This window comes from Telluria sp. Soil_C_11 (assembly GCF_057657395.1).
In genome coordinates, this window is record NZ_JBDGIN010000002.1 from 283,426 (window position 1) to 295,648 (window position 12,223).

The 12,223-nt window shown below is 65.3% G+C and carries 12 protein-coding genes and 1 tRNA gene; all 13 read left to right on the forward strand.

What is annotated here, in order from left to right:
* Window positions 1-51 precede the first annotated feature (51 nt).
* The 13 genes from AC3A6M_RS04215 (at window position 52) to AC3A6M_RS04275 (ending at window position 12,219) form a co-directional block, all read left to right on the forward strand.
* Entirely contained in the window at window positions 52-1,521 is a 1,470-nt protein-coding gene (locus tag AC3A6M_RS04215; protein ID WP_487851476.1) for a DegQ family serine endoprotease, read from the forward strand.
* Entirely contained in the window at window positions 1,521-1,805 is a 285-nt protein-coding gene (locus tag AC3A6M_RS04220; RefSeq protein ID WP_487851477.1) for a glutaredoxin family protein, read from the forward strand. The genes AC3A6M_RS04215 and AC3A6M_RS04220 overlap by 1 nt, the downstream gene beginning before the upstream one ends.
* Before the next feature lie 188 nt (window positions 1,806-1,993).
* A complete protein-coding gene (gene lepA / locus AC3A6M_RS04225; protein WP_487851478.1) occupies window positions 1,994-3,787 on the forward strand; it encodes a translation elongation factor 4 in 1,794 nt (597 codons plus the stop codon).
* Window positions 3,788-3,812: 25 nt separating this feature from the next.
* Entirely contained in the window at window positions 3,813-4,730 is a 918-nt protein-coding gene (lepB, locus tag AC3A6M_RS04230; RefSeq protein ID WP_487851479.1) for a signal peptidase I, read from the forward strand.
* 15 nt (window positions 4,731-4,745) lie between these two features.
* Window positions 4,746-5,144 carry a DUF4845 domain-containing protein gene (locus AC3A6M_RS04235; protein ID WP_487851480.1) on the forward strand — a complete coding sequence of 133 codons (399 nt, stop codon included), beginning with the start codon at window positions 4,746-4,748 and terminating at the stop codon, window positions 5,142-5,144.
* 72 nt (window positions 5,145-5,216) lie between these two features.
* The gene (rnc, locus tag AC3A6M_RS04240; protein WP_487851481.1) at window positions 5,217-6,026 is read left to right on the forward strand and encodes a ribonuclease III; all 810 of its coding nucleotides are present in this window, start codon (window positions 5,217-5,219) and stop codon (window positions 6,024-6,026) included.
* The gene (gene era / locus AC3A6M_RS04245) at window positions 6,023-6,955 is read left to right on the forward strand and encodes a GTPase Era (protein ID WP_487851482.1); all 933 of its coding nucleotides are present in this window, start codon (window positions 6,023-6,025) and stop codon (window positions 6,953-6,955) included. Before rnc ends, era begins: the two co-directional genes overlap by 4 nt.
* A gap of 19 nt (window positions 6,956-6,974) precedes the next feature.
* Window positions 6,975-7,871: a DNA repair protein RecO gene (gene recO, locus AC3A6M_RS04250; protein ID WP_487851483.1), complete on the forward strand. Its 897-nt coding sequence runs from the start codon at window positions 6,975-6,977 to the stop codon at window positions 7,869-7,871.
* Between the two features lie 17 nt (window positions 7,872-7,888).
* Window positions 7,889-8,674 (forward strand): pyridoxine 5'-phosphate synthase, encoded by a 786-nt coding sequence (gene pdxJ / locus AC3A6M_RS04255; protein WP_487851484.1) that lies wholly within the window; start codon window positions 7,889-7,891, stop codon window positions 8,672-8,674.
* 13 nt (window positions 8,675-8,687) lie between these two features.
* Window positions 8,688-9,092: a holo-ACP synthase gene (gene acpS / locus AC3A6M_RS04260; RefSeq protein ID WP_487851485.1), complete on the forward strand. Its 405-nt coding sequence runs from the start codon at window positions 8,688-8,690 to the stop codon at window positions 9,090-9,092.
* A 254-nt stretch (window positions 9,093-9,346) separates the two neighbouring features.
* Entirely contained in the window at window positions 9,347-11,239 is a 1,893-nt protein-coding gene (gene uvrC, locus AC3A6M_RS04265) for an excinuclease ABC subunit UvrC (protein WP_487851734.1), read from the forward strand.
* Window positions 11,240-11,473: 234 nt separating this feature from the next.
* On the forward strand, window positions 11,474-12,055 hold the full coding sequence (gene pgsA, locus AC3A6M_RS04270) for a CDP-diacylglycerol--glycerol-3-phosphate 3-phosphatidyltransferase (protein ID WP_487851486.1): 582 nt from the start codon (window positions 11,474-11,476) through the stop codon (window positions 12,053-12,055).
* Window positions 12,056-12,143: 88 nt separating this feature from the next.
* A tRNA-Gly gene (locus AC3A6M_RS04275) sits at window positions 12,144-12,219 on the forward strand.
* Window positions 12,220-12,223 lie beyond the last annotated feature (4 nt).

Sequence of the window (12,223 nt, forward strand, 5' to 3'; positions counted from 1 at the left end):
GTATTTTGCCTTACCATTACATCAATTCAAGTCTGAACACCCATCGATCCCATGACAAGCAAAACTGGAAGCACGATCCTGTCGGCCCTCATGTTTGCGGGCGCGAGTCTGATGTTCTCCCCGGCGGCCCCGGCCGCAGCGGCGGCGGCCGCCCCGGTGGTCACCCCGCCGGTCACCGGCCTGCCCGATTTCACCGACCTGGTCGACCGGGTCGGGCCGGCAGTCGTCAACATCCGCACCACCGAGCGCGTCAAGCTCGGCCAGGGCGGGGCGGACGAAGAGATGCAGGAATTCCTGCGCCGCTTCTTCGGCGGCCAGATTCCGCCGCGCGGCCGTGGCGGACGCGGAACGCCCCAGCAACCCCAGGAAGAGGAAGTCCAGCGCGGCGTCGGCTCCGGCTTCATCATTTCGGACGACGGCTACGTGATGACGAACGCCCACGTGGTCGAGGGTGCGGACGAGGTCACGGTCACCCTGACCGACCGCCGCGAATTCAAGGCCAAGGTGCTGGGCGCCGACAAGCGCAGCGACGTCGCCCTGCTGAAGGTCGACGCGAAAAACCTGCCCTCGCTGCGGATCGGCGACTCGAACCGGATCCGCGTCGGCGAATGGGTGATCGCGATCGGCTCGCCGTTCAACCTGGAAAACACGGTCACCGCCGGCATCATCTCGGCCAAGGCGCGCGACACCGGCGAATACCTGCCGCTGATCCAGAGCGACGTCGCGGTCAACCCCGGCAACTCGGGCGGTCCGCTGATCAATATGCGCGGCGAGGTCATCGGCATCAATTCGCAGATCGCGACCCTGTCCGGCGCCTATAACGGCATCTCCTTCGCGGTGCCGATCGACGAGGTGATGCGGGTTGCCGACCAGATCAAGAAGACCGGCAAGGTCACGCGCGGGCGCCTGGGCGTGCAGATCAGCGAAGTCACGCGCGACGTCGCCGAGTCGCTGGGCCTGGGCCGCGCGCGCGGCGCCGAGGTCGCCATGGTCGAGCCGGGCGGCCCGGCCGAGAAGGCCGGCATCAAGGTCGGCGACATCATCCTGAAATTCAACGGCAAGGACATCGAGAAGAGCTCGGACCTGCCGCGCCAGGTGGGCGCCTCCGCGGTCGGCAGCCGCGCCAGCGTCACCGTGTTCCGCCGCGGCAGCCAGCTCGACCTGCCGGTCACCATCGTCGAACTGCGGGACGAGCAGACGGCCAACCCGCGCACCCAGCCGAAGAAGAAGGCGCCGGAACAATCCACCAATGCGCTCGGGCTGCAGGTCTCGGACCTGACCCCGGCCCAGAAGCGCGAGCTGAAGATCGAGGCCGGCGTGCTGGTCGACTTCGTGGATGGCCGCGCCGCCACCGCCGGCATCGAGCAGGGCGACCTGATCCTGCAGATCAATAATGCCGAGGTCAACAGCGCCGCCCAGTTCAACAGCCTGGTCGGCAAGCTCGATCCGAAGAAGACCGTGGCCCTGCTGGTGCGGCGCGAGAACGTCACGCGCTACGTCGTGATCAAGCCGCGCCAGTGATGAGCCGGTCCCCGCAGTTCACCTTGTATTCGCGCAGCTGGTGCCACCTGTGCGAGGACATGCTGGCGGCCCTGCGCGCTTTCCTGGCGTGCGAAGGGCTGGCCCTCGACGTCGCCGTGGTCGATATCGACACCGACCCGGCGGTCGATCCGCTGCTTGCGGCGCGCTACGACGAACTGGTGCCGGTGCTGGTCGGCGCCGATCCGCTGGGCCCCGAGCTGTGCCACTATTTCCTCGACGAAGCCGCCCTGCGGCGCCACCTGGGGCTGGTGCTTCCCGCCTGATGCCCCAATCTGGGCGCCATCCCCCCAGAAACCGGGCTTTCTGACCCGAAATCCGGTAAAATGCACGGCTTGGATTCTCACGCTTGATGAAAGCGCTCGCCCGGGGATGGCAGTGAACCCCGCCGAAGCGCTTTTTCGTATTGCCGCGCATGTCTGCATGCCGCTCTTTTTGGTTTTGAGTTTTGTTAATGAAAAACATACGTAATTTTTCCATCATCGCCCACATCGATCACGGCAAATCGACGCTGGCCGACCGCATCATCCAGTTGTGCGGCGGCCTGTCGGACCGTGAGATGGACGCGCAGGTGCTCGACTCGATGGACCTGGAGCGCGAGCGCGGCATCACCATCAAGGCCCAGACCGCGGCGCTGCAGTACAAGGCGCGCGACGGCCAGACCTACAACCTGAACCTGATCGACACCCCCGGCCACGTCGACTTCTCCTACGAAGTCTCGCGCTCGCTGTCCGCCTGCGAAGGCGCGCTGCTGGTGGTGGACGCCTCGCAGGGCGTGGAAGCCCAGACCGTCGCCAACTGCTACACCGCGCTCGACCTGGGCGTGGAAGTGGTGCCCATCCTGAACAAGATCGACCTGCCGCACGCCGATCCGGACAACGCCAAGAAAGAGATCGAGGACGTGATCGGCATCGACGCCTCCGACGCCACGGTCTGCTCGGCCAAGACCGGCCTCGGCGTGGAAGACGTGCTCGAGACGCTGATCGCCAAGGTCCCGCCGCCGCAGGGCGACCCGGACGCGCCGCTGCAGGCCCTGATCGTCGACTCCTGGTACGACCCGTACGTGGGCGTGGTGATGCTGGTGCGCGTGGTCAACGGCACCCTGCGTCCGAAGGAAAAGATCCTGCTGATGGCGACCGAATCGGTCAACCTGGTCGAGAACATCGGCATCTTCACGCCGCGCTCGGTCTCGCTGCCGGAACTGTCGGCCGGCCAGGTCGGCTTCATCATCGCCGGCATCAAGGAGCTGACCGCCGCCAAGGTGGGCGACACCGTGACCCATGCGGCCAAGCCGGCCCCGGCGCCGCTGCCGGGCTTTAAGGAAGTCCAGCCGCAGGTGTTCGCCGGCCTGTTCCCGGTCGAAGCCAACCAGTACGACGCGCTGCGCGACTCGCTGGAGAAGCTGAAGCTGAACGACGCCGCCCTGATGTACGAGCCGGAAGTGTCGCAGGCGCTGGGCTTCGGCTTCCGCTGCGGCTTCCTGGGCCTGCTGCACATGGAAATCGTGCAGGAGCGCCTGGAACGCGAATTCGACATGGACCTGATCACGACGGCGCCGACCGTGGTGTACGAGGTCGAGATGCGCGACGGCAGCGTGATCCGCGTCGACAATCCGTCGAAGATGCCGGAACCGTCCAAGATCAACGAAGTGCGCGAGCCGATCGTCGACGTCAACCTCTACATGCCGCAGGAATACGTGGGGTCGGTGATGACCCTGTGTAACGGCAAGCGCGGCATCCAGATGGACATGGCCTACCACGGCCGCCAGGTCAAGCTGCACTACGAGATCCCGATGGCCGAGATCGTGCTGGACTTCTTCGACCGCCTGAAGTCGACCTCGCGCGGCTATGCGTCGATGGACTACGAGTTCAAGGAATACCGCGCCGCCGACGTGGTGAAGGTCGACATGCTGATCAACAGCGAGAAGGTCGACGCCCTGGCGATCATCGTGCACCGCGCCAACGCGCCTTACCGCGGACGCCAGGTGGCGGCGAAGATGCGCGAACTGATCCCGCGCCAGATGTTCGACGTGGCGATCCAGGCCGCGATCGGCGCGACCATCATCTCGCGCGAAAACGTCAAGGCCCTGCGCAAGAACGTGCTGGCCAAGTGCTACGGCGGCGACATCTCGCGCAAGAAGAAGCTGCTGGAAAAGCAAAAGGCCGGCAAGAAGCGCATGAAGCAGGTGGGCTCGGTGGAAATCCCGCAGGAGGCCTTCCTGGCGATCCTCCAGGTCGAAGACAAATAAGAACGACGTGAAAGAATAACAAGCGATGAATCTGCAACCGATCCTCGGAAATTTTGCGCTGATCCTGTTCGTGGCCATGGTCATCACGGGCGTCATCTGGTTCCTCGACGTCTTCGTGTTGTCCAGGCAACGCCGCGCGAAAGCCGACGCCGCCCTGGCCGAATACGACGCCCACCGCGCCAAGCTGACCGCCGACGGCATCAAGGTCGACAACAGCAACCGCGCGGCGCTGGAAGCGTCGATCCTGCGCCAGCCGACCTGGGTCGAGTACTCGGGCAGCTTCTTCCCGGTGATCGCGCTGGTGTTCTTCCTGCGCTCCTTCCTGTTCGAGCCGTTCAAGATCCCGTCGTCGTCGATGGTGCCGACCCTGCTGGTGGGCGACCTGATCCTCGTGAACAAGTTCGACTACGGCATCCGCCTGCCGGTGATCAACAAGAAGATCATCGAGGTCGGCAACCCGCAGCGCGGCGACGTCATGGTCTTCAAGTACCCGAAGGACATGAGCCAGGACTACATCAAGCGCGTCATCGGCGTGCCGGGTGATAAAATCGTTTACGAGAACAAGCGCCTGACCGTCAACGGGGTTCCGGTCCAGTACGAACCGATGGACGACTACCTCGACGACGAGCGCCCGGTGTACCACAAGCAGTTCATGGAGAAGCTCGCGAATGCGCCGCACCGCATCCTGAACATGGAGGGCCAGCGCACGATCAACCTGGCCGCGGTCGATCCGGACTTCCCCCATCACGAAAATTGCACCTATTCCTACGATAAATTTACCTGTATCGTACCGGAAGGCAATTATTTCATGATGGGCGATAACCGCGACAACAGCGCAGACAGCCGCTACTGGGGCTTCGTGCCGGACCAGAACATCGTTGGCAAGGCTGTGCTCGTTTGGATGAACTTCAGCAACCTGAAGCGCATCGGCGGTATCCACTGACAAGCGGAGGCGCGGATGCGACATGCAGGAAAGGGTAGGGAGGCCGGTGTATCGCTGTCCGGCCTGATCGTGGTGCTGGTGGTGCTGGGCGCCGTGGCGCTGGTGGCAATACGGGTGTTCCCGTCCTGGGCCGAATACCGTTCGATCAAGCATGCGATCGCAGCGGCCAAGGCAACCGGCGGCAGCAACCGCGAGATGCAGCAGGCCTTCTCACGGAATGCCGAGATCAACAACATCACCGTGATCGGCAGTAAAGACCTGGTGATCACCCGCGACAACGGCCAGGCCGAAATCAGCTTCGCCTACGAAAAACGGATTCCGCTGGCAGGCAACGTCAGCCTCCTGATCGACTACGCCGGCACCACCGACCCGAGCGGAGAGGTGGCAGCCTCGGCCGATACGGCCGCCAAGTAACAAGCCGGGCTGGCGCCGTGCGCGGGTCCGGATGCCGGCTCCGATGCACGGCTCTAGCACAATGAAACGACAATGAATCTTCAGTTATTGCAAACTCGCCTCGGTTATACGTTCCGGGACCCCAGCCTGCTGCAGCAGGCGCTGACCCACCGTAGCCACAGCAGCCTGCATAACGAACGCCTCGAATTCCTCGGAGATTCGATCCTCAACTGCGTGGTCGCTTCGGTGCTGTACGAGCGCTTCACGGGACTGGCCGAAGGCGACCTGTCGCGCCTGCGCGCCAACCTCGTCAAGCAGCAGTCGCTGTACGAGATCGCCCAGAAGCTCGAGCTGTCGCAGTTCCTGCGCCTGGGCGAGGGCGAGCTGAAATCGGGCGGCTTCCGCCGTCCCTCGATCCTGGCCGACACCCTCGAAGCCCTGCTGGGCGCGATCTTCCTGGACAGCGGCTTCGACAGCGCGCGCGACGTGATCCGCGCCTTCTACATCCCGCTGCTGGACTCGGTCGATCCGCGTACCCTCGGCAAGGATGCCAAGACGCTGCTACAGGAATTCCTGCAGAGCAAAAAGATTTCGCTGCCGACCTATAACGTGGTGGCGACCCATGGCGCCGCCCACAGCCAGGAATTCGAGATCGAATGCCTGGTGCCCAAGCTCGGCATCCAGGTGTTCGGCCGCGGCGGCAGTCGGCGCGCCGGCGAGCAGGCGGCGGCGCGCCTGGCCCTCGAAGTCGCCGAACAGGCGGCGCAAAAGAACCCGGGCGGCGCCCGCAAGAGCCGTCCGCGCTCGGCCCAGCTGAAACTGGCGGGCATCGCGACCGACCAGAGCGCCGAGCAGGGCGAAGCGCCGGCCATCACAGAATCAACGAGGAAACCAGCAGCATGAACATCGAGACCACCCAAGGCGACAACAACCAGGACGATCAGGTCCCCGCGGACTTCCGCTGCGGCTACATCGCCATCGTCGGCCGCCCCAACGTGGGCAAGTCGACGCTGATGAACGTGCTGATCGGCGCGAAAGTGTCGATCACCTCGCGCAAGGCCCAGACCACGCGCCACCGCATCACCGGCATCCAGACCCGCGACGACGCCCAGTTCATCTACGTCGACACCCCGGGCTTCCAGACCCGCCACGCGAACGCGCTGAACAAGACCCTGAACAAGACGGTCTCGAACACCCTGACCGCGTCCGACGTGATCCTGTTCCTGGTCGAAGCGGGCACGTTCGGCCCGGCCGACCAGCAGGTGCTGGAGCTGCTGCCGAAGAACGTGCCGGTGATCCTGGTGATCAACAAGTCCGACCGCATGAAGGACAAGGCCGAGCTGATGCCGTTCGCGGCCAAGGTGGCCGGGCTGCGCGACTTCACGGCCGTGGTGCCGGTGTCGGCCAAGCTGCGCTTCCAGGTCGATGCGCTGGAAAAGGAAATCCGCCGCCACCTGCCGGAGAATCCGCCGGTGTTCGGCCCGGACGACATTACCGACCGCAGCGAGAAATTCCTGGCCGCCGAGATCGTGCGCGAGAAAGTGTTCCGCCTGGTGGGCGACGAACTGCCGTACACCAGCACCGTCCTGATCGAGAAGTTCGAGCAGGAAGGCAATCTGCGCCGCATCTTCGCCGCCATCCTGGTCGAGCGCGACACCCATAAGGCCATGCTCATCGGTAACAAGGGCGCGCGCCTGAAAGAGATCTCGACCCAGTCGCGCCTCGACATGGAAAAACTGTTCGGCGGCCCCGTGTACCTGGAAATCTGGGTCAAGGTCAAGTCGGGCTGGGCCGACAACGAAGCCGGCCTGCGCGCCTACGGCTACGAATAAGCTTCCGGCGCCCGCTTGCATGTCCGGCCAGGACGACCAGGAAAACAAAGGCCCCGACCGGGTGGAGGAAGCCGCGGCGCCGCCGTACGCCGGGACGCCCCGGTCCGCCGTCGCGGTGGCGACGCCTGCCGTCCCGGCGCCTGCCTCTGCACCTGCGCCCGCACCCGCACCCGCAAGACCCGAACGCCGCCGCACCCCGGCCCGCGACACCCGCGTGCTGGGCCAGCCCGGCTTCGTGCTGCACAGCTACCCCTACAAGGAAACCAGCCTCATTGTCGACATGTTCACGCGCGACCATGGGCGCATCGGCGTGGTCGCGAAAGGGGCCAAGCGTCCGCTGTCCAAGCTGCGCGGAGTGCTGCAGACGTTCCAGCCGCTGTCGATTTCCTTTTCCGGCAAGTCCGAACTGCGCACCCTGATCGACGCCGACTGGGTCGGCGGCATGCTGCCGCTGGAGAAAACGGCGCTGCTGTGCGGGTTCTACCTGAACGAACTGCTGGTCAAGCTGCTGGCGCGTGACGACCCGCACCCGAAGCTGTTCGACCATTACGTGGCGACGCTCAACGAATTGGCGCACAATGAACCTGCGCAGATCGTCTTGCGAAAGTTCGAAAGGGCCTTACTTAAGGAGACCGGGGTTGCCGCCGACCTGACGCGCGACACCGGAACCCGCGCGCGGGTCGAGCCGGGCGAGCTGTACGTCGTCGACCCGGAACGCGGCGCGCGCACGGCGCGGATGGGGGATACCTGGCCCGTCGTGACCGGCAAGACCCTGATCGACATGGAAAACGAACATTACGGCGACCCGCAGACGCAGGCGCAGAGCAAGCAGCTGATGCGCTTCCTGCTGGCCTACCACCTAGGTGGCGCGCCGCTGAATACGCGCCAGATTCTCATCGACCTGATGCAGCTTTAAAAAGAAAAGACGAGCACATGAGCTTCCTGAACCCCACCGGCCAGGTCATCGACCTCGGCGTGAATATCGACCACGTCGCCACCGTCCGCAACGCGCGCGGGACCGTCTATCCGGATCCGCTGCGCGCGGCCCTGCTGGCCGAGCAGGCCGGCGCCGACCTGATCACGCTGCACCTGCGCGAAGACCGCCGCCACATCAAGGATGCCGACGTGCTGGCGATCCGTCCGCAGCTGCTGACCCGCATGAACCTCGAAGCGGCCGTCACCCAGGAGATGATCGACTTCGCCTGCCTGGTGAAGCCGCAGGACGTCTGCCTGGTGCCGGAACGCCGCGAAGAAGTGACCACCGAGGGCGGCCTGGACGTGATCCGCTACTACAAGGAAGTCGAAGCCGCGGTCAGGCAGCTGGCGGGCGAGGGCATCCGCGTCTCGCTGTTCATCGACGCCGACGAGCAGCAGATCGCCGCCGCCGCGGCGGTGGGCGCGCCGGTGATCGAGCTGCATACCGGCCGCTATGCCGAGGCCGAGGACGAAGAAGAGGTCGCGCGCGAACTGGCCCGCATCAAGCTGGGCGTGCGGGCCGGCGTCAAGCATGGCCTGCGCGTGAACGCCGGCCACGGCCTGCACTACACCAACGTGCAGCCGGTCGCCGCCATCCCCGAGATCCATGAACTGAACATCGGCCACGCGATCGTCGCGCACGCCCTGTTCGTGGGATGGGAGCACGCGGTACGCGAGATGAAGTCGATCATGGTCGATGCCCGTCTCGGCGTCGCGCTCGGCAATCCCATGTCGGAGACCTGAGCGGGAGGTGTTCATGATCTACGGGATCGGTACCGACATCGTCCAGATCTCGCGCATCGAGGCTGCCCTCGCGCGCAACGGCGAACGCTTCGCCGAAAAGATCCTCGGACCGCAGGAACTGGCGAAATACCACGCCCGCCGCGCCAGGCACGAACTGCGCGGGCTGCGTTTCCTGGCCACGCGCTTCTCGGCCAAGGAGGCGTTCTCGAAGGCGATCGGGCTGGGCATGCACATGCCCATGACCTGGCGCTCGGCCCAGATGCTCAACGCGCCCGGCGGCAAGCCGGTCATCGTCTGCAGCGGGGCGCTCGAGGAATTCATGCGGGCGAACCGCCTCTCGGCGCAGGTGACGATCAGCGATGAAGCCGACTACGGCGTCGCCTTCGTGATCGTGACCCAGGCGCCCGAACCCATTTAGCTTTATCTGGCAGGACCCAAGTGACCAAGGAAGTTCGATCGAACGGGCAGCCGGACACCCCGGCAACGCCCGAAGCAAGCGAAGCGCTCGACGTGCGCGAGGCACACGTCGCCTATGTGGCCGCCGGCGGCGCCGCGATGCCGGCTCCGGCCCCCGTGGCACCGTCGAAGCGCAGCCGCGCCGCCAGCAACCGGGCCAAGGCCGAAGGCCAGCCGGAAGGCTCGCCGCGCCCGCGCCCGGATGCATGGCAGGCCATGAAGGAAGAGCTGAACGCGACGATCCAGAAGGATGCGCAGGGCGGCGCACGGCCGGACGCCGCGACCCGCGAGCAGGTGCTGGCCACCGTCGCGAAGCTGCCCGGCCTGCCCGGCGTGTACCGCTATTTCGACGCCGAGGACAAGGTCCTCTACGTCGGCAAGGCGCGCAACCTGAAGAACCGCGTCTCCAGCTACTTCCAGAAGAACCTGTCGAGCCCGCGCATCGCGATGATGGTGTCGCAGATCGCGCGCCTGGAGACCACGGTGACGCACAGCGAGGCCGAGGCCCTGATCCTGGAAAACAACCTGATCAAGACCCTCAAGCCGCGCTACAACATCCTGTTCAGGGACGACAAGTCCTATCCCTACCTGAAGATCACGGGAGGCGACTCCCCGCGCATGGCCTATTACCGCGGCGCGCTGGACAAGAAGAACCAGTACTTCGGACCTTTCCCGAGCGCCTGGGCGGTCAAGGAATCGATGCAGCTGCTGCAGAAAGTGTTCAAGCTGCGGACCTGCGAGGACAGCGTGTTCCACAACCGCACGCGGCCTTGCCTGCTGCATCAGATCGGCCGCTGCAGCGGCCCCTGCGTGGACCTGATCGCCCCCGAGGATTACCGGCGCGACGTCGACAACGCCGCGAAATTCCTGCGCGGGCGCCAGACCGAGGTGCTGGAAGACCTGAACGCGAAGATGCTGGCCTATGCCGGGGACCTGAAGTTCGAGCAGGCCGCCAGCGTGCGCAACCAGATCCAGGCGCTGTCGAAGGTGCTGCACGCGCAGAGCATGGAGACCACCGGCGACGCCGACGTCGACATCATCGCCGTGGTGGTGCAGGGCGGGCGCGCCTGCGTCAACCTGGCGATGGTGCGCGGCGGACGCCACCTCGGCGACCGCGCCTACTTCCCGACCCAGGTCGGCGAGGCGCTGGAGGAGTCGTCGATCGAGGTCGAGGTGCTGGCCGCCTTCCTGGCCCAGCACTACGGGGACAAGTTCATCCCCGGCACCTTCATCCTGAACACCTTCTTCGACATGCCGGAGCTGATCAACGCCCTGACCGAGCAGTGCGGACACCGCATCAACCTGGTGTTCCAGCCGCAGGGGCAGCGCCGCCAGTGGCTCGAACTGGCGCAGAAGAATGCCGAGATCTCGCTGGCGCGCCTGCTGTCGGAGCAGGGCTCGCAGCAGGCGCGCACGCGCGCGCTGGCCGAGGTGCTGGGCCTCGACAGCGAGGAACTGGACACCTTGCGCATCGAGTGCTTCGACATCAGCCACACGGCCGGCGAAGCGACCCAGGCCTCGTGCGTGGTGTTCCACCATCACCAGATGCAGAACGGCGAATACCGCCGCTACAACATCAACGACATCACGCCGGGCGACGACTACGCCGCCATGCGCCAGGTCCTGATGCGGCGCTACGAGAAGGTCGCGGGCGGCGAGGGGGTGATGCCGGACATCGCCCTGATCGACGGCGGCAAGGGCCAGGTCGAGATGGCGCGCCAGGTGTTCTCCGAACTGGGCCTGGACGTGAGCGCGATCGTCGGCGTGGCGAAAGGGGAGGGGCGCCGGGTCGGCCTCGAGACCCTGATCTTCGCCGATGGCCGCGAGCCGCAGGAGCTGGGCAAGGAATCGGCGGCGCTGATGCTGGTGGCGATGATCCGCGACGAAGCGCACCGCTTCGCCATCACCGGCATGCGCGCCAAGCGCGCCAAGGCCCGCCAGGCCTCGCGCCTCGAGGAGATCGAAGGCATCGGCGCCAAGCGCCGCCAGAAGCTGCTGGCGCGCTTCGGCGGCCTGCGCGGCGTGATCGATGCCAGCGTCGAAGACCTGATGTCGGTCGAGGGCATTTCGAGCACGCTGGCGGAAGAGATCTACCGGCAGCTGCACTAGCAAATGACGTCGTTCCCGCGAAGGCGGGAACCCAGGTTCGGTAACGTTTCGACAGCTCCTGCAGGACTTGGACCCCCGCCTGCGCGGGGGCGACGTTCAAGCGCCTGCGCAGGCGACGTCCAAGCGCCTGCGCGGGCCGACGTGCAGGTGTTTCACCCGCTCCGGATGAGCTCAACTGGTCTAAAAAGCAAGACCCATGTAGACTAGCGGCGCCATCTCACAGAAACACGCTCTATGCCCTTTAACATCCCGATTCTCCTGACCTGGTTACGCGTCGCCCTCATTCCGCTCGTCGTCGGCGTCTATTACCTGCCCGAGCCCTGGCTGCCGCTCGCCGACCGCAACCTGGCCGCGACCCTGGTCTTCATCGTCGCCGCCGTCACCGACTGGTTCGACGGCTACCTGGCGCGGCGCTGGAACCAGACCTCGGCCTTCGGCGCCTTCCTCGACCCGGTCGCGGACAAGCTGATGGTGGCCGGCGCGCTGCTGGTGCTGGTGCAGCTGGATCGGGTGAATGCCATCCTCGCCTTCATCATCGTCGGCCGCGAGATCACCATCTCGGCCCTGCGCGAGTGGATGGCGGAGATCGGCGCGCGCAAGTCGGTGGCCGTGAGCTCGCTCGGCAAGATCAAGACCGCGGTGCAGATGGTCGCGATCCCGATGCTGCTGTTCCACGATCCGCTGTTCGTCGTGCTCGACATGCACAGGGCAGGGGAGATCCTGCTGTGGATCGCCGGCGTACTGACGGTCTGGTCGATGTTCTACTATCTGCGCCGCGCCTGGCCGCTGATCAAGGAAAAATCGGGCGCGGTATAAGATTTCTTCCGAGCCATCCTTGACACAGTGCTCAGCATCTCTATAATGCCTGCCTGTTGCGAACGACATCGCAGCAAACCGGAACGAAGCGGGAGTAGCTCAGTTGGTAGAGCGCAACCTTGCCAAGGTTGAGGTCGAGAGTTCGAGACTCTTCTCCCGCTCCAAAGT